This is a genomic window from Actinacidiphila acidipaludis (genome assembly GCF_019890725.1).
Lineage (GTDB): Bacteria > Actinomycetota > Actinomycetes > Streptomycetales > Streptomycetaceae > Actinacidiphila > Actinacidiphila acidipaludis.
Genome location: NZ_JAINZZ010000020.1, coordinates 38,488 through 56,158, shown reverse-complemented (window position 1 = coordinate 56,158; position 17,671 = coordinate 38,488). Strand labels below are relative to the sequence as shown.

The following is a 17,671-nucleotide window of genomic DNA, read 5'->3' as shown; positions in this document are numbered from 1 at the left end:
CCATGGACACCAGCCCGGCAGACCTCTCCACGACCGCGTACGACCACCTGTGGATGCACTTCACCCGCATGTCCTCGTACGAGAACGCCCCCGTGCCCACCATCGTGCGCGGCGAGGGCGCGTACATCTACGACGACCGCGGCAAGCGGTACGTCGACGGCCTGTCCGGGCTGTTCGTGGTCAACGCCGGGCACGGCCGGCACGAACTGGCCGAGACCGCCTACAAGCAGGCCCAGGAGCTGGCGTTCTTCCCGGTGTGGAGCTACGCCCACCCCAAGGCCGTCGAGCTGGCCGAGCGGCTGGCGCAGTACGCGCCCGGCGACCTGAACAAGGTCTTCTTCACCACCGGCGGCGGCGAGGCGGTCGAGACCGCCTGGAAGCTGGCCAAGCAGTACCACAAGCTGACCGGCAACCCGACCAAGTACAAGGTCATCTCACGGGCCGTCGCCTACCACGGCACCCCGCAGGGCGCGCTGTCCATCACCGGCCTGCCCGCGCTCAAGGCGCCCTTCGAGCCGCTGGTGCCCGGCGCGCACAAGGTGCCGAACACCAACATCTACCGCGCCCCCCTCCACGGCGACGACCCGGTGGCGTTCGGCCGCTGGGCCGCGGACCAGATCGAGCAGGAGATCCTCTTCGAGGGGCCGGAGACCGTCGCCGCGGTCTTCCTGGAGCCGGTGCAGAACGCCGGCGGCTGCTTCCCGCCGCCGCCCGGCTACTTCCAGCGGGTCCGCGAGATCTGCGACCGCTACGACGTGCTGCTCGTCTCGGACGAGGTGATCTGCGCGTTCGGCCGGCTGGGCACGATGTTCGCCTGCGACAAGTTCGGCTACGTGCCGGACATGATCACCTGCGCCAAGGGCATGACCTCCGGCTACTCGCCGATAGGCGCGTGCATCGTCTCGGACCGGCTGGCCGAGCCGTTCTACCGCGGCGACAACGTCTTCCTGCACGGCTACACCTTCGGCGGTCACCCGGTGTCGGCCGCGGTCGCCCTGGCCAACCTCGACATCTTCGAGCGCGAGGGCCTCAACCAGCACGTGCTGGACCACGAGGACGCCTTCTTCGGCACCCTGAAGAAGCTGCACGACCTGCCGATAGTCGGCGACGTCCGCGGCAACGGCTTCTTCTACGGCATCGAGCTGGTGAAGGACAAGGCCACCAAGGAGACCTTCACCGACGAGGAGACCGAGCGCGTCCTGTACGGCTTCCTCTCCAAGAAGCTCTACGACAGCGGCCTGTACTGCCGGGCCGACGACCGCGGCGACCCGGTGGTGCAGCTCGCGCCGCCGCTGATCTCCGACCAGGCCCTGTTCGACGAGATCGAGGGGATCCTGCGCGCGGTGCTGACGGAGGCGTGGACCAAGCTCTGACCGGGCGGCCGTCGATCGTCCGTACGGACGATCCGGGACTGCCCCGCCGTCGCGCCTGCGCGCCCGGCCACCCGTCGCCCGCCTAACGTGCCGGGGAGTGACCGCCCACTCCCCGGCTCGTTTTTCTGTACACGCGCCTGGGAACGAACCCGCGGAGGTACGGATGGTGGCCCCGCCCGACAACGACGTGCTCTGGGCCCGCGCCCTGCGGCACTCCCACCGGGGCGACCCCGCCCTGATCGGCGTCTCCGTGAACGTGCGGGCCGGCGAGATCCTGGCCGTCCTCGGCCCCCGCGGCAGCGGGAAGACGACCCTGCTGCACTGCCTGTCCGGCCAGCTCGTCCCCGACGAGGGCGAGGTCTGGTTCAACAGCGCGCCCGTCCACACCCTGGCCGAGCCGGCCCGCGAGCGGCTGCGCCGGGACCGGTTCGGCTGGATCGGCGGGGACGCCCAGCTCATGCCCGAGCTGAACGCCTGGGAGAACGCCGCCCTGCCGATGCTGCTGCGCGGCGACGGTCACCGCAGGTCCCGCCGCACCGCGCAGGAGTGGCTGGAGCGCCTCGACATCGGCGACGTCGCCCGCAAGCGGCCCGCCGATCTCACGCAGGCGCAGCGCCAGCGGGTCGCGGTGGCCCGCTCCCTGGTGACCGCCCCCGCGGTGGTCTTCGCCGACGAGCCGACGGCCGCGCTGCACCGGCCCGACCGTGCGCACGTGCTGCGCACGCTCACCAGCGCAGCCCGCTCGCACGACATCACCGTGGTCCTGACCACCAGCGACCCCGAGATCGCCCGGCACGCCGACCGCACGATGACCCTGGTCGACGGCCGCCCGGGTGCGCCCATGCCGGTCCGCGACCGCGAGTCCGCCAGCCCGTGGCCGGCCTCGGTATGACCGCACGCCGGGCGGAACACGCACGTGCCGGACGGCACACGGGACTTCAGGGAAGGGTGACGGCGCCGTGCTGAGCCTGCGGGTGCTGCGCGGGGCGGGGCCCGCGGTCCTCGGCCGGTGGGCGCTGGCCGCCGCCGCCTCGGCCGGCACCGGTCTGCTGCTGCTGTCCACGCTGGGCTGGGCGCTGGCCCACCCCGGCGGCGACGCCTCGCACGCCGCCGTGCGGCTGGTGTGGTGCGTGGTGCCGGTCGTGGTGACCGTCCAGCTCGCCGCCGCGGTCGGGCGCACCCAGTCCGCGGCGTGGCCGCGCGAGGGGCTGTCCTCGGTGGGCCTGGGCAGGACCGGCCTGCTCGCCCTCGCCGCGGTGACCACGGCCGTGGTCTGCCTGGTGGGCAGCGCGGTCGCCCTGCTGGTCTTCCTGCAACTGCGCGGGGACGTCACCGGCGTCGAATGGAACGGTGTCGGGCCCGGGCTGCTGGCGTCCGGCAAGGCGCTGCCGCCGGCCGGCGTGGCGACCCTGCTCGCCGTCGTGCCGGCCGCGGCGGCCGGCACGATGCTGGCCGGGCTGCGCTCGGGGCACACCCGGGTCCGCGACGCGCCCGGCAGCCTGCCGTGGGGTGTCGCGCTCGTGGCGGTCGGGCTGTCCGTGGAGGTGGCCTCGCCCAGGGGCGACGGGCTGCCGCTGCCGAGCGGCCTCGGCGTGATCGCGCCGGCGGCCGTCGGCGGCTGGATCGTCACCACGGCCGGCATGGTGCTGGCCGGGCCGGGGCTGGTGCACGTGATCGGGCGGCTGCTGGCCGCGTACCGTCCGGGCCCGGTGCGGCTGCTGGCCGGCCGCACCCTGCAGCACGAGTCCCCTCGCCTCGGCCGCCCGCTCGGGCTGCTCTGCGCGACGGCGGCGGCGGCCCTGTCGGCGTACACGCTGCAGTCCGGCGACGGGCACCGGCTGGGGCCGGTCTCGGTCTTCGCGTTCACCCTGATCGCGGTGTGCGTGCTGGCCACCGCCGCGGTGAGCCTCAACGAGACCGCGAGCTCCCGGACCGAGGCCCGCAATGCCCTGCACGAGGTGGCGGCGTCGCCCACGACGCTGCGCGCCGCGCTCGCGGTGCGCGCCACGGCCCTGCTGGCGGTCCTGGTCCCCCTGGCCTTCCTCGTCGCGGCGCTCAGCACGCTTCCCTAGCCGCGAGCTGGGCAGGCGCGGGGTACGGCCGGCCCGGGCACGGCGGGGCGGACCCGCGGGGCCTGCCGCGTCGTGGTCGTGCCGGAGCGGCGCCGCCGCCATCCGGTCCGGCGGACCTCCGCGGCCCGGCCACAGGTGGGGCGGCTAAGGTGCAGGTGTGCCCGCTGACATGCCTTCCGACGACGTCGACCACGACCCTTCCACGGAAGCAGGGGGCATACCCATACGGGAGATCCAGAGCCTCGAGGAGTTCGATCAGGCCGCGCTGAGCGGCAGCCTGGCCGGCTGCCGCATCCAGGCGCTCGACCTGACCGAGCGGACCTTCGCGCTGCTGGTCGTCGACTCCTCGCAGGCGGTGTTCCTGGGGTGCCCGATGGAGCCGCAGGCGCTGGCGCACATCCGCGCGGGCGGCGCCCTGGTCTTCCCGCCGGTGCCGGACCTGCCTTTCGATCCTTACCGCGGCGCCCCCTACACCCCCGACGAGCTCTACGCCGGGCTGGAGACCGAGGGCTACGCGGGCACGCCCGACGCCCGGACCTACGCCTGGTACCGGCGCACCGGCCACAACGGGGACGTGCTGGCGTCGATGCTGCGCTCGGTCCACGACGACGCGCTCTCCGACGCCCTGGACGAGATGCTGCGCGGCAGCCGGGTGGTCGGGGTGATGGGCGGCCACGCCATGGAGCGCGGCAGCCGCGCCTACGCGGGCGCGGCCCGGCTCGGCCGTGACCTGGCCAGGTCCGGCCTGACCGTGGCGACCGGCGGCGGCCCCGGCGCCATGGAGGCGGCGAACTTCGGCGCGTACGCGGCGCCGTACGACGACGTGATGCTCGGCAAGGCCCTGGAGGTGCTGGCCCGGGTGCCGTCCTTCGGCCCGTCGGTGGACGACTGGGCGGCCGCCGCCATGGCCGTCCGCGACCGCTGGCCGGACGGCGGGCCCTCCTACGGGCTGCCGACCTGGTTCTACGGGCACGAGCCGGCCAACCCGTTCGCCGCCCACATCGCCAAGTACTTCGCCAACGCCACCCGCGAGGACGGCCTGCTGTCCCGCTGCAACGCCGGCGTGGTCTTCCTGCCGGGCGCCGCCGGGACCGTGCAGGAGGTCTTCGACGCGGCCACCACGAACTACTACGGCTCGCGCGGCGAGCCGGCGCCCATGGTGCTGGTCGACCGTGCGCACTGGACCACGGAGCTGCCGGTCTGGCCGCTGCTCACCCGGCTGGCCGGGGAGCGGCCGATGGCTGACCGCATCGCCCTGGTCGAGAGCGTCACCGAGGTCCCGGCCGCGCTGGCCCGCCTCGCCTGGGGCTGACCGGCTCGGCGGCAGGGCCTGCGGGGCATCGGGAGGGACGACCCGCGGCGCGTCCGGCGGGCGAGCGGCGGGCTTACGGCGGGCGAGCGACCGGCTTACGGAGGGCGAGCGGCGGGCCTCCGGCGGGCGGCCGGCGGGCGGAACTCACCGGTCGAGGACGACGATCTCCGCGGGGTCGAAGGTGACGCCGATCCGCTCCCCCTCGGCGGGGGCGTCGCGCAGGGTGCACTCGGCCTCCAGCGCCGGACCGCGCTCCGCGCCGACGACGCCGAGGATGACGGCGACCCGGCCGCCGCGGAAGGTGCGGGCGCGGACCTCGCAGAGCAGGCCCTCGTCCGCCGGTCCGAGCAGCACCCCGGGCGGGCGCACGAGCAGCCGCACCGGTCCCTCCGGTGTCCCGTCGGGCACCGGCAGCTTGCCCCAGTCGGTGACGGCGACGCCGCCGCTGACGGCCCCGTCGGTGATGGTGTCGAAGCCCAGGAAGCGGGCGACGAACTCCGAGGCCGGCTGCTGCCACACCGCGAGCGGCGTACCGGTCTGCGCGATCCGGCCGTCGCGCATCACCACGACCCGGTCGGCGAGCGCGAACGCCTCGCCCTGGTCGTGGGTCACGGCCAGCACGGTGGTGCCCAACTGCCCGAAGAGCTGGCGGAGTTCGACGACGAGGCGTTCGCGCAGCGAGCGGTCGAGCTGGCCGAGCGGCTCGTCGAGCATCAGCAGGCGCGGCTCGGGGGCCAGTGCCCGCGCCAGCGCGACCCGCTGCTGCTCGCCGCCGGACAGCGTGCCCACCTCGCGGCCCGCCGCGCCCGGCAGGCCCACCAGGTCCAGCAGTTCGGCCACCCGCCGGTCACGCCGGGCGCGCGGCACCTTGTGCATGCGCGGGCCGAACGCCACGTTGCCGCCGACGTCGCGCTGCGGGAAGAGCTGGTGGTCCTGGAACATCAGGCCCACTCCGCGCCGGTGCGGCGGCGTGCCGGCCTGGTCGGCGCCGTCGAGCAGGACGCGCCCGCCGTCGAGCGGCTGCAGCCCGGCCACGGCGCGCAGCAGCGTGGACTTGCCGCTGCCGCTGGGCCCGAGCACGCACACCGTCTCGTGCGCGGCCACGTCCAGGTCGACGCCGTCGAGTGCGGCGCGGTCGCCGAACCGTACGGTGGCGGATGCGATCCGCAGCAGCGCCGTCATCTAGAACTCCCCGGTCGGGTCGCTGAGCCGGCGGCCGTCCCCGCGGCGGCGCCAGGTGGTCTCCAGGACGAGCAGGCTGGCCGCGCAGACCACCATGAGGATGGTGCTGAGGGCCATCGCCTGCCCGTAGTTCATCTCCCCGGCCCGGCCGAGCAGGCGCGCGACCGCCACCGGCAGGGTGGGGCTGTCCGGCCGGGCGATGAACACGGTCGCGCCGAACTCGCCGAGCGACACCGCGAAGGCGAAGCCGGCCGCGATGCCCACCGCCCGCGCCACGAGCGGCAGTTCGACCTCGCGCCAGACCCGCAGTGGGGAGGCGCCGAGCACGGCGGCGGCCTCCCGCAGCCGGTCGTCGACCGCCCGCAGCACCGGCAGCATGACCCGCACCACGAACGGCACGCCCACCAGGGCCTGCGCGAGCGGCACCAGCAGCCAGGAGTCCCGCAGGTCCAGCGGCGGCTTGTCGAGGGTGATGAGGAAGCCGAAGCCGACGGTGACGGCCGAGGTGCCCAGCGGCAGCATCAGCAGCGCGTCGAAGCCGCGCAGCACCCGACCGGCCCGGCGCACCAGCGCGGCGGCGGCCAGCGCCCCGACCGCCAATGCGATCACAGTGGCGACGGCGGCGTAGCGCAGCGAGTTCCAGACCGTCTCCAGCGGCGAGACGAGGAACGTGCCGCCGTCCCCGGACCCGTCGGCCGACGACAGCGCGCGGTAGAAGGCGAAGCCGTAGCCGTTCGGGCCGCCCAGGGACCGGGCGGCCAGCACACCGAGCGGCAGCAGGATCAGCAGCGCGACGACCGCCAGGACCGCGACCAGCAGGGCGCGTTCGCCGCCCCGCGGACGGTGTGCGGTCCGGGCGGCGTCCACCAGCCGCAGCGTGGACTCGCGGCGCCGCACGGTCCAGGCGTGCACGCCGAGGATCACGGCGACGGCGGCGAGCTGCAGCAGGGTGAGCACGGCGGCGGTCGGCAGGTCCAGCAGTTCGGCGGTCTGCCGGTAGATCTCCACTTCGAGGGTGGAGCGGGTGGGGCCGCCGAGGATCTGGATCACGCCGAACGAGGTGAAGGTGAACAGGAACACCATCAGCGCGGCGGCGGCCACGGCGGGTCCGAGCGCGGGCAGGGTGACCTGCCGCCAGGCGGCGAACCGCCCGGCGCCGAGCATCCGGGCGGCCTCCTCCTGGCGGGGGTCGAGCTGCGCCCACAGGCCGCCGACCGTGCGCACCACGACCGCGTAGTTGAAGAAGACGTGCGCGATGAGGATCGCCCACACGCTGGTGTCCAGGCGGAAGCCGAACAGGCTGTCGGTGAACCCGTTCTGGCCGAGGAGGGCCAGGAACGCCGAGCCGGCCACGACCGTCGGCAGCACGAACGGCACCGTGACGACCGCCCGCAGCAGCCGTTTCCCGGGGAAGTCGAGGCGGGCGAAGACATAGGCGCCGGGCAGCCCGACCGCCAGGGTCAAGGCCGTCGAGGCCGCGGCCTGCCAGCAGGTGAACCACAGGACGTGCCGGATCGACGGATCGCCGAGCACGTCGCCGATCGCGCCCAGCCGCCACCGCCCGCCCTGGTGCAGCCCGCGGGTGACGATCGCGCCGACCGGATAGGCGAAGAACACGGCGAAGAAGGCCAGCGGCACCACCATGAGGGCGAGCCGCACGACCGTCCCCCGCGATCCCCCGGCCGCGCCGCCGAGGAACCGCGTCCACGGTTTCTGCGGGCGCCGCGGCGGGCGCGGCTCCGGGTGGGCCGGGGCGGGTGCTACAGGACGGTCGACGTCCATGCCTTGACCCAGTCGTCGCGCTTGGCCGCGATCTCGGACGGCGGCAGCGTCGTCGGGTGGTCGACCTTGGCGCCGTACTTCACGAACACCTCGGGCTCGACGGCGCCCTTCACGACCGGATCGACGTACATCTGCAGCGGCATGTCCTGCTGGAAGGTCTTCGTCAGCATGAAGTCGATGAACGCCTTGCCGCCCGCGGGGTTCTTCGCGCCGTGCAGCAGCCCGGCGAACTCGATCTGGCGGAAGCAGGTGCCGGTGGCCACCCCGACGGGCGACTCGGCGGGCGCCGGGGTGACGCCGACGACCTCGGCCGGCGGGCTGGAGGCGTAGGAGACGACCAGCGGCCGGTCGCCCTTGGCCTTCTTGCCCGCGGAGGAGCCGGAGAACCGGTCGTTGTACGCCTGCTCCCAGCCGTCGACGACCTGGACGCCGTTGTCCTTCAGCTTCTTCCAGTACGCCTGCCAGCCGCCGTCGCCGTAGGTCGCCACGCTGCCGAGCATGAACGCCAGGCCCGGCGAGGACGTCGCGACGTTCTCGGTGACCAGCAGGTTCTTGTACTCCGGCTTGACCAGGTCGGCGAAGGTCTGCGGCGGGGCGAGGTGGCGCGCGGTGAAGTAGGCGCGGTCGTAGTTCACGCAGACGTCACCGGAGTCGATGGGCGTGGCGCGGTGGCGGGCGGCGTCCAGCTGCACGTCCGAGGGCACCTGGTCCAGGCCCTTGGCCGTGTACGGGTCGAACAGGCCGTTGTCGAGGGCGCGGGACAGCAGGGTGTTGTCGACGCCGAAGAAGACGTCGCCGCGCGGGTGGTCCTTGGTGAGGATCGCCTGGTTGACCGCCGCGCCCGCGTCGCCGCCGCGCAGCACCTTGACGGTGTAGCCGGTCTCCTTGGTGAACTCGGCGAGCACGCTCTTCGACGCGGCGAAGGAGTCGTGGCTGACGACGGTGACGGTCTTGCCGCCCGTGCCGGCCGAGCTGCCGGCGGCGGAGCTCTTGCCGCCGGACGAACCGCCGCACGCGGCGAGCGCCGTGGCGCAGGCCGCGGCCAGGACGACCGTGCCCACGGCACGCCTGCGGATGGTGCTGTTCATGCTGACTCCCTACGCCGGTATGACCCGGATCAGGTTCGAGGGTCTGCGGCCTGGGGTCTTCCCAGCCGCACTCTCAGCGCCGTCTCAGGCGCTCCCCTGTCGGATGTTCACTTGTCGTGCGCAAGCACGGTACCAGCAGCTTTTCCCTCCGGGGTGCCACCGGGGGGCCGGCGCCGCGGGTACGGCGCCGGGGACACGCTACCGAGGACGCGGTAGCGCGGTTCAGCGCTCGGCGGCGGCGAGCTGCCCGCAGGCGCCGTCGATCTCCTGGCCGCGGGTGTCCCGCACGGTGACCGGGACGCCGTGCGCCTCCAGGGCCGCGACGAACGCCCGCTCGTCCTCGGGCCGGGAGGCCGTCCACTTGGAGCCGGGGGTGGGGTTGAGCGGGATCAGGTTGACGTGCACCCGGTGGTTCTTCAGCAGCTTGCCCAGCCGGTCGGCCCGCCACGCCTGGTCGTTGATGTCGCGGATCAGGGCGTACTCGATGGAGACCCGGCGGCCGGAGACGTCCGCGTAGTGCCAGGCCGCGTCGAGCACCTCGCGGACCTTCCAGCGGGTGTTGACCGGGACGAGGGTGTCGCGCAGCTCGTCGTCGGGGGCGTGCAGGGAGACCGCGAGGCGGCACTTGAAGCCCTCGTCGGCGAACCGGTGGATGGCCGGGACGAGGCCGACCGTGGACACGGTGATGCCGCGCTGGGACAGGCCGAGGCCGTCCGGCTCGGGGTCGGTGAGGCGCCGGATGGCGCCGATCACCCGGTTGTAGTTGGCGAGGGGCTCGCCCATGCCCATGAAGACGATGTTCGACAGGCGTGCGGGGCCGCCGGGCACCTCACCGTCGCGCAGCGCCCGCATGCCCGCGACGATCTGGTGCACGATCTCGGCGGTGGACAGGTTGCGGTCCAGGCCGGCCTGGCCGGTGGCGCAGAACGGGCAGTTCATGCCGCAGCCGGCCTGCGAGGAGATGCACATGGTGACGCGGTCCGGGTACCGCATGAGGACGGACTCGACGAGGGTGCCGTCGAACAGCCGCCACAGGGTCTTGCGGGTGTCGCCGTCGTCGCACGAGGCGTGCCGGACGACCGTCATCAGCTCGGGCAGCAAGTCGTCCGCGAGCCGCCCGCGGGCCGCCGCCGGGATGTCCGTCCACGCCGCCGGGTCGTCCGCGTACCGGGCGAAGTAGTGCTGCGACAGCTGCTTGGCCCGGAACGGCTTCTCCCCGAGCGCGGCCACCGCCTCCTTCCGCTCCGCGGGCGAGAGGTCGGCAAGGTGCCGCGGGGGCTTCTTGGCCCCGCGCGGCACGGCGAAAGTCAGTTCTCCGGGTGCAGGCATGATGTTTTCCAGTGTCGCAGATGATCGCGCGAAGCCTGTTCGGAGTGCTGGCGGGGTGGCTGGGGCGGCTGCGGTGGCTTGTGGTGGCCGCCACAGGCGCCAGGAGCGCGTGACGTGACGGGGGCAACGGCCGCGTCGTGCGGTCGGCCCGGACGTGCGGAACGGCTCTCGGCGGCCTGCGCCTGCGCCTGCGCCGCCGCGTCAGCCCTTGCCGACGAAGGCGACGAGCAGCAGCCAGACCACGGGCGCGGTGGGCAGCAGGCTGTCGAGGCGGTCCATGATGCCGCCGTGGCCGGGGAGGAGGGCGCCCATGTCCTTGATCCCCAGGTCCCGCTTGATCATGGACTCGCCGAGGTCGCCGAGGGTGGCGCTGGTGGCGGCGGCGAGGCCGAGCAGCAGGCCCTGCCACCACTGGCCGCCGTCGATGAAGAACTGCATGAGCAGCGCGCCGGCCACCATGGCGAACGCCATCGCGCCGGCCAGCCCCTCGCGGGTCTTGCCGGGGCTGATGCGCGGGGCCAGCTTGTGGCGGCCGAACCGCCAGCCGACGGCGTAGGCGCCGGTGTCGCTGACGACGGTGAGCAGCAGGAACGTCAGCACCCGGCGCGGGCCGTCGTCCGCGGCCAGCATCATCACCACGAAGGTGGCCAGGAACGGCACGTAGAACGCGGCGAACACACCGGCCGTGACGTCCCGCAGGTAGTCCTCCGGCGGCTGGGCCATCCGCCAGACCAGGACCGCGAGGGCGGTCAGGGCCATGGCGATCCAGGCGCCGTCCGCGCCGCTGAGGTAGCCGGCCACGACCATGGCGGTGCCGCCCAGCGCGAGCGGCACCAGCGGGGCATGGATGCCCTTGCGCTCCGCCAGCCGCGAGGTCAGCTCCCACAGGCCGGTCACCACGGCGGCCACCACGACGCCGACGAACACCGCCTTGACGATGAACAGCGCCGCGACGATGACCACGCCGAGCCCGATCCCGACCCCTATCGCCGCCCGCAGGTTCCGCCCCGCGGACTTCTTCGCCGGAGCGGGTGGAGCCGGGTCCTGGGCGGGCGGCGGCTCTGCGGCCGGCGGCGGGGATGGCGGCATGGGCGGAGTCTTCCTGCTGGCCCCGGATTCCGTGGCGGAACCCGCCGCGTGCGCGGCGCGTGGCGAAGCGCCCCAGGAAGAGTCGTTCACGGAGCTTCGCCTCGCGTCGTCAGGTGGTGGTGGGCCGGGGAATGGGCGGGTGCGGATGCGGGTCGGCGGCGGACTGCGGGGAGGTCAGACCTCCAGCAGCTCCGCTTCCTTGTGCTTGAGCAGCTCGTCGATCTGGGCCACGTACTTCGCCGTGGTGTCGTCGAGCTCCTTCTCCGCGCGGCGCACCTCGTCCTCGCCGGTCTCGCCGTCCTTGACGAGCTTGTCGAGCGTCTCCTTGGCCTTGCGGCGGACGCTGCGGATCGAGATCTTCGCGTCCTCGCCCTTGGTCTTGGCGACCTTGATGTACTCGCGGCGGCGCTCCTCGGTGAGCTGCGGGAACACCACCCGGATGATGCGGCCGTCGTTGCTCGGGTTGACGCCGAGGTCGGAGTTGCGGATCGCCTCCTCGATGTTGCGCAGGCTGCTGCTGTCGAAGGGGGTGATCACCGCCATCCGGGGCTCGGGCACCGCGAAGGACGCGAGCTGGTTGATCGGGGTCACGGCGCCGTAGTACTCGGCCACGATCTTGTTGAACATCGCCGGGTGCGCACGGCCGGTGCGGATCGCCGCGAAGTCGTCCTTGGCGACGGCCACGGCCTTCTCCATCTTCTCCTCGGCCTCGAGGAGGGTTTCTTCAATCACCATGTGCTCCTGGTATTCAGAAGGCGGACGTCAATGTGACGGCGGACGTCATTGTGGACGACGGTCGTGGCGGCTGTCGTGACGGCGGGGGCCATCACGCCCGGGTGCCCTGGTCGTTGACCAGCGTGCCGATCTTCTCACCCTTCACAGCCCGCGCGATGTTGCCTTCGGCGAGCAGCTCGAAGACCAGGATCGGCAGCTTGTTGTCCTGGCACAGGGTGATCGCGGTGAGGTCGGCGACCCGCAGGTCGCGGGCGATGACCTCGCCGTACTCCAGCGCGTCGAACATGACCGCGTCCGGGTTGTGCTTGGGGTCGGAGTCGTAGACCCCGTCGACCCCGTTCTTGCCCATGAGCAGGGCGGAGGCGTCGATCTCCAGGGCACGCTGGGCGGCGGTGGTGTCGGTGGAGAAGTAGGGCATGCCCATACCGGCGCCGAAGATCACCACGCGGCCCTTCTCCAGGTGCCGGACGGCCCGCAGCGGGATGTAGGGCTCGGCGACCTGGCCCATGGTGATGGCGGTCTGCACGCGGGTCTCGATGCCCTCCTTCTCCAGGAAGTCCTGGAGGGCGAGGCAGTTCATGACCGTGCCCAGCATGCCCATGTAGTCCGAGCGGGCGCGGTCCATGCCGCGCTGCTGGAGTTCGGCGCCGCGGAAGAAGTTGCCACCGCCGATGACGAGGGCGATCTCGTAGCCGTCCCGGACGACCGCGGCGATCTCCCGGGCGATGGCGTGCACGACGTCCGGGTCGACGCCCAGGCCTCCTCCCCCGGCGAACGCCTCGCCGGACAGCTTGAGCAGGTAACGGCCGGGGGCCACACCGCTGCGGGCAGCGGGGGCGTGCGCCTTGGCGGCCTTGGCGACGTTGTCGGCGCCTTCGTCCATGGGGTTCTCCTCGTGCACGTACAAAGGAGGCCATTGCCGCGGGTCCTCTGGGGTTCCCTCTACGGCAACGGCCTCCTCGTCACATCTGCGGCCGGCCGGCGGACGGCCGGCCGCGTACGACCCTAGCGGGGCCGCGGGTCTTTCGCTGCTCCGACGACGTCAGACGCCGACGCGGAAGCGCGCGAAGCGCTTGAGCGTCACGCCGGCCTCGTCGAGCACCTTCTGGACGGTCTTCTTGGCGTCCTTGGCGAACGCCTGCTCCAGAACGACGTTCTCCTTGAAGAAGCCGTTCACCCGGCCCTCGACGATCTTCGGCAGCGCGGCGTCGGGCTTGCCCTCCTCGCGGGCGGTGGCCTCGGCGACACGGCGCTCGTTCTCGACGGTCTCGGCGTCGATCTCGTCGCGGGTCAGGAACTTCGGGGCGAACGCGGCGATGTGCTGCGCGACGTCCTTGGCGGTCTGCGGGTCGGCCTTGTCCAGCTCGACCAGCACGCCGACCTGCGGGGGCAGGTCCGGGCTGGTGCGGTGCAGGTAGGAGGCCACGTAGCCGTCGGTGAACTGCGCGAAGCGGTCGAGCACGATCTTCTCGCCGAGCGTCGCGTTCGCCTCGTCGACGTACGCCTGGACGGTCTGGCCGTCCTTGATCTCGGAGGCGAGCAGCGCCTCGATGCCGGCCGGGTGGGTCGCGGCGACGTGCGCGGCGATCGCGTCGGCGACGGCGACGAACTTGTCGCCCTTGGCGACGAAGTCCGTCTCGCACTTCAGCTCGAGCAGGACACCCTCGGTGTTGCCCTCGGCGATCAGGGAGACGACGGCACCGTTGGAGGCCGAGCGGCCCTCGCGCTTGGTGACGCCCTTCTGGCCCTTGACCCGGAGGATCTCGACGGCCTTGTCCAGGTCGCCCTCCGCCTCGGTGAGGGCGTTCTTGCAGTCCATCATGCCCGCGGCGGTCAGCTCGCGGAGCTTCTTGACGTCGGCGGCGGTGAAGTTCGCCATGGGTTTGAGTCTCTTCCCGAATGGTCGGTGGATCTACGGGTGAACGGCGGGGGCGTGCGCCCCCGCCGTCGTCACGCGTGGAACTTCTGAAGGCGTCAGGCCTGCGAGTCGCCCTCGGCGGCGGGGGCCTCGGCGGCGGGCGTCTCGGCGGCGGCCGGAGCCTCGGCAGCGGCCGGAGCCTCAGCGGCGGCGGGCGCCTCGGCGGCGTCGTCGGCCTTCTTCTCGCCCTCGAGCAGGTCACGCTCCCACTCGGCGAGCGGCTCGGCCGCACCCTCGGCCTTCTTGTCGCCGAGCGCGGCGCCGGAGCGGGCGATCAGACCCTCGGCGACGGCGTCGGCGATCACGCGGGTGAGCAGGGTGACGGAACGGATCGCGTCGTCGTTGCCCGGGATCTTGTAGTCGACCTCGTCGGGGTCGCAGTTGGTGTCGAGGATGGCGACGACCGGGATGCGGAGCTTGCGCGCCTCGCCGACGGCGATGTGCTCCTTCTTGGTGTCGACGATCCAGACGGCGCTGGGCACCTTCTGCATCTCGCGGATGCCACCGAGGGTCTTCTCCAGCTTCTCCTTCTCACGGGAGAGAACCAGGAGTTCCTTCTTGGTGAGGCCGGACGCGGCCACGTCCTCGAAGTCGATCTCCTCGAGCTCCTTCAGGCGCTGCAGGCGCTTGTAGACGGTCGAGAAGTTGGTGAGCATGCCGCCCAGCCAGCGCTGGTTGACGTAGGGCATGCCGACGCGGGACGCCTGCTCGGCGATGGCCTCCTGCGCCTGCTTCTTGGTGCCCACGAACATGATGGAGCCGCCGTGCGCGACGGTCTCCTTGACGAACTCGTAGGCGCGGTCGATGTACGACAGCGACTGGAGCAGGTCGATGATGTAGATGCCGTTGCGCTCGGTGAAGATGAAGCGCTTCATCTTCGGGTTCCAGCGGCGGGTCTGGTGCCCGAAGTGGACGCCGCTCTCCAGCAGCTCCCGCATCGTGACGACGGCCATGGCCGTACTCCTTGAGATACTCGGTTATCGCGGCCTCCGGACGGCGGCCGCGCCTGACGCCCCGGCGCGCCGTGCCGCGAAGGACCGAGGGGCGCGGCCACCGCCCCGGTGACGGGGGTGGGTGGCGGGGCGTGCGAAGTCGACCCGGTGACCCGGATCGCCAGAGAAAGTGTACGGGACCGGTGGAGCGCCGGGCGACCACCAGGTTTTCCACAGGCCGCCGACCAAGATCGTCGCGAACCCCCCGCCGTCGGCCATCGTGGACCCATGATCTTCACGACGACGTGGTGGACGACAGTGACGGCGGCGGCCCTGCTGGTCGCGGCCCCGGTGACGGCTGTGCTGACGGCGGCGGGCGGGCCCGGGCCGGGCGGTGTGGCGACGGCAGCGCGGGCCGGCGCGGTGGCGCGGACAGCGGATGCGAGGCCTCCGGCCCGGGGCGCGCCGGGTGCCGCGGGCGCCCCGGACGACGGCCGGGCGACGCAGCCGGTGGGGGCGGGCTGCGCCGGACCGCCGGGGCCGGGGGCGCGGTGCTGGCCGGTGACGGGGCCGGGGGCGCGCGGCCGGCCCGAAGTGCTGAGGGGGTTCGATCCGCCGGCCGAGCCCTGGGCGGCGGGACACCGCGGGGTGGACCTGCGGGCCGGGCCGGGGGCTGCCGTGCGGGCCGCGGCGCCGGGAGTGGTGGCCTTCGCCGGACAGGTGGCCGGGGTGCCGGTGATGGTGCTGGCCCTGGAGGGCGGGCTGCGGACCACCTACGAGCCGGTACGGGCGGGCCTGGCGGTGGGTACCCGGGTGGCGGCCGGCCGGCAGGTCGGCGTCCTCAGCGGTTCCGTGCCGCACTGCCCGGGGCCCTGCCTGCACTGGGGGCTGCTGAGCGGTGACCTCTACCTCGACCCGTTGTCGCTGCTGCCGTCCACACTGCGGCGGTCCGGACCGTCCCGGCTGCTGCCGCTGTCCCGAGGACCGGGCCGCGAGCTGCCTGGGTGAGCGGAGGAGCGGGGCGGGGAGGGAGGGTGGGGGGCGGGGGGGGGGAAGGCCGAGCGACGGATCCCCCCGCGTCCGTCACTCCTGCGGCGCGGGTCCGCCCTGACCGGTGACGCCGTGCAGCGCGGTGTTGACGGCCGCCTCCACGATGGCCTCGGGCGACTCCGCCGCGCCGAGTTCGATGCGGCGCACCGCGGCGTCGACGATGCCCTGGAGCAGCATCGCGGTCAGCCGGGGTTCGTCGTGGCCGAGGGCGGAGAGCGCGGCGACCACCATGGCCACCAGTCCGCCGTGCGCGGCACGGATCTTCTCTCGGGCGCCGGCCTCCAGCTCGCCCGCGGAGATCGCCACCACGGCCCGGTGCCGGCGGTCGCCGACCAGGGTGAGCTGGCTGCGGACGTACGCCTCGATCTGGGCGGCCGGGGTCTCGGCCGCCTCCATCGCCGCTTCGACCTCGGCCGCCCAGACGGGGAAGTCGACCGCGCACAGTTCCTCGACGACGGCCGCGCGGGACCGGAAGTACTCGTAGACCGAGGAGCGGGCCAGGCCGGTGCGCTCGGCCAGCGCGGGGAACGTCAGGGCGTCGGTGCCGCCCTCGGACAGCAGGGAGCGGGCGGCGTCGAGCAGGGCGCGCCGTTGCATGGACCGGTGCTCGGCCACGGAGGCCGCTCGAATCCTGGGCATGCCCTCCACTGTAGAAGGTGCCGGGGACGGCTCACCGGCCTACGTCGGCGAGCTTTGCCCGGAGTTGGAGGACGGACTTGGTGTGGATCTGGCTCACCCGGCTCTCGGTGACGCCCAGGACCTGCCCGATCTCCGCGAGGGTCAGGCCCTCGTAGTAGTAGAGGGTGACCACGGTCTTCTCGCGGTCAGGCAGGGTGTTGACGGCACGGGCGAGCAGGCGGCGCAGCTCGCGGTCCTCCGCGACCTCGACCGGGTTGTCGGCGCCGGTGTCCTCCAGCGTGTCGACGAGGCTGAGCCGGTCGCCGCCCTCGACGCCGACGTGCAGCAGCTCTTCCAGCGCCACCACGTTGGCCAGCGACAAGGCGCTGAAGACCCCGTGCAGTTCCTCGATCGGCACCCCCATCTCGGCGGCGACCTCGGGCTCGGTCGGGGTGCGGCGGAGGGTCGCCTCCAGGGTGGCGTAGGCGCGTTCGACGGCGCGGGCCTTCTGCCGCACCGAGCGCGGGATCCAGTCCAGGGCGCGCAGTTCGTCGATCATGGCGCCGCGGATCCGGGTGATGGCGTAGGTCTCGAACTTGATCGCGCGGTCGGGGTCGAACTTCTCGATGGCGTCGATCAGCCCGAAGACACCGGAGGACACGAAGTCCGCCTGCTCCACGTTGGCCGGCAGGCCCACGCTGACCCGGCCGGCGACGTACTTCACCAGCGGCGAGTAGTGCAGGATCAGCTGCTCGCGCAGGCGCTTGTCCCCGGTGGCCTTGTAGGTCCGCCACAGCGCGTCCAGCGACGTGGGGGCGGCGGGCCGAGCGGCGGCGCGGGCGGCGGTCGCTGCCGTCGTCCGTTCGGTCCCGGGGCTGTACTGGGGCATGCGTCGTGAAGTGCCGTTCTGCGGAGCGGTGAACGATCGGGGCGATCGCGTACGGGTGGGTGCGGCCGGGGAATCAAGCCTTCGCGAGCGTAGCGTGACCACGGCGTCGCTGGCTGCTACGTCATCGGTCTGCAATATGCGCAGATACGTTCCTCTGTGAAAGCCGTCCCGGCCGGCCCGCGGGCGGTCCCCTGGCGGGGGCCGCGTGGCGGGCCTGTGGGCCATGATGCGCATCCTCCGCGGGCGCCGCCGCGGCTTCCGCGATCACCCCAGGTCACGGCGTTGTGCTGTCACCTGATGGT

Annotated in this window: 16 protein-coding genes and 1 riboswitch; of the genes, 5 read left to right on the top strand and 11 right to left on the bottom strand. The window is 73.1% G+C overall.

Features of this window, described 5'->3' with window-relative positions:
• Positions 1 to 2: 2 nt before the first annotated feature.
• The 4 genes from K7862_RS17820 to K7862_RS17805 all read left to right on the top strand — a co-directional run bounded on the left by K7862_RS17820 (position 3) and on the right by K7862_RS17805 (position 4,757).
• Positions 3 to 1,373 (top strand): aspartate aminotransferase family protein, encoded by a 1,371-nt coding sequence (locus tag K7862_RS17820; protein WP_222963609.1) that lies wholly within the window; start codon positions 3 to 5, stop codon positions 1,371 to 1,373.
• A gap of 163 nt (positions 1,374 to 1,536) precedes the next feature.
• A complete protein-coding gene (locus tag K7862_RS17815) occupies positions 1,537 to 2,265 on the top strand; it encodes an ABC transporter ATP-binding protein (protein WP_222963608.1) in 729 nt (242 codons plus the stop codon).
• 67 nt (positions 2,266 to 2,332) lie between these two features.
• Complete coding sequence (locus K7862_RS17810; protein WP_222963607.1) at positions 2,333 to 3,445, top strand: hypothetical protein; 1,113 nt, start codon at positions 2,333 to 2,335, stop codon at positions 3,443 to 3,445.
• 169 nt (positions 3,446 to 3,614) lie between these two features.
• The gene (locus tag K7862_RS17805) at positions 3,615 to 4,757 is read left to right on the top strand and encodes an LOG family protein (RefSeq protein ID WP_222963606.1); all 1,143 of its coding nucleotides are present in this window, start codon (positions 3,615 to 3,617) and stop codon (positions 4,755 to 4,757) included.
• Positions 4,758 to 4,901: 144 nt separating this feature from the next.
• On the opposite strand, the gene K7862_RS17800 is transcribed toward K7862_RS17805, so the two are convergent.
• The 9 genes from K7862_RS17800 to rpsB form a co-directional block, all read right to left on the bottom strand.
• A complete protein-coding gene (locus K7862_RS17800) occupies positions 4,902 to 5,939 on the bottom strand; it encodes an ABC transporter ATP-binding protein (RefSeq protein WP_222963605.1) in 1,038 nt (345 codons plus the stop codon).
• Positions 5,940 to 7,583 carry an ABC transporter permease gene (locus K7862_RS17795; protein ID WP_262413357.1) on the bottom strand — a complete coding sequence of 548 codons (1,644 nt, stop codon included), beginning with the start codon at positions 7,581 to 7,583 and terminating at the stop codon, positions 5,940 to 5,942.
• Between the two features lie 116 nt (positions 7,584 to 7,699).
• Positions 7,700 to 8,809 carry a thiamine ABC transporter substrate-binding protein gene (locus tag K7862_RS17790; RefSeq protein WP_222963603.1) on the bottom strand — a complete coding sequence of 370 codons (1,110 nt, stop codon included), beginning with the start codon at positions 8,807 to 8,809 and terminating at the stop codon, positions 7,700 to 7,702.
• Positions 8,799 to 8,917, bottom strand: a riboswitch (TPP riboswitch). Its footprint overlaps the gene before it by 11 nt.
• 114 nt (positions 8,918 to 9,031) lie before the next feature.
• Positions 9,032 to 10,138, bottom strand: coding sequence for a dual-specificity RNA methyltransferase RlmN (rlmN, locus tag K7862_RS17785; RefSeq protein WP_222963602.1), 1,107 nt, complete (start codon positions 10,136 to 10,138; stop codon positions 9,032 to 9,034).
• Between the two features lie 201 nt (positions 10,139 to 10,339).
• Entirely contained in the window at positions 10,340 to 11,317 is a 978-nt protein-coding gene (locus tag K7862_RS17780) for a phosphatidate cytidylyltransferase (protein ID WP_372461584.1), read from the bottom strand.
• Positions 11,318 to 11,401: 84 nt separating this feature from the next.
• Positions 11,402 to 11,959 (bottom strand): ribosome recycling factor, encoded by a 558-nt coding sequence (gene frr / locus K7862_RS17775; RefSeq protein ID WP_222963661.1) that lies wholly within the window; start codon positions 11,957 to 11,959, stop codon positions 11,402 to 11,404.
• A gap of 94 nt (positions 11,960 to 12,053) precedes the next feature.
• Entirely contained in the window at positions 12,054 to 12,845 is a 792-nt protein-coding gene (pyrH, locus tag K7862_RS17770) for a UMP kinase (RefSeq protein WP_262413346.1), read from the bottom strand.
• A gap of 159 nt (positions 12,846 to 13,004) precedes the next feature.
• Positions 13,005 to 13,841 (bottom strand): translation elongation factor Ts, encoded by an 837-nt coding sequence (tsf, locus tag K7862_RS17765; protein ID WP_222963600.1) that lies wholly within the window; start codon positions 13,839 to 13,841, stop codon positions 13,005 to 13,007.
• A 95-nt stretch (positions 13,842 to 13,936) separates the two neighbouring features.
• A complete protein-coding gene (gene rpsB / locus K7862_RS17760) occupies positions 13,937 to 14,833 on the bottom strand; it encodes a 30S ribosomal protein S2 (protein ID WP_222963599.1) in 897 nt (298 codons plus the stop codon).
• 267 nt (positions 14,834 to 15,100) lie between these two features.
• Between rpsB and K7862_RS17755 the strand changes: the two genes are divergently transcribed.
• The gene (locus K7862_RS17755; RefSeq protein WP_222963598.1) at positions 15,101 to 15,820 is read left to right on the top strand and encodes a murein hydrolase activator EnvC family protein; all 720 of its coding nucleotides are present in this window, start codon (positions 15,101 to 15,103) and stop codon (positions 15,818 to 15,820) included.
• A 75-nt stretch (positions 15,821 to 15,895) separates the two neighbouring features.
• Here the strand turns inward: K7862_RS17755 and K7862_RS17750 are convergent, their stop codons facing one another.
• Positions 15,896 to 16,477 carry a TetR/AcrR family transcriptional regulator gene (locus K7862_RS17750; RefSeq protein ID WP_222963659.1) on the bottom strand — a complete coding sequence of 194 codons (582 nt, stop codon included), beginning with the start codon at positions 16,475 to 16,477 and terminating at the stop codon, positions 15,896 to 15,898.
• A gap of 55 nt (positions 16,478 to 16,532) precedes the next feature.
• A complete protein-coding gene (gene whiG / locus K7862_RS17745; protein ID WP_222963597.1) occupies positions 16,533 to 17,369 on the bottom strand; it encodes an RNA polymerase sigma factor WhiG in 837 nt (278 codons plus the stop codon).
• Between the last annotated feature and the right edge of the window lie 302 nt (positions 17,370 to 17,671).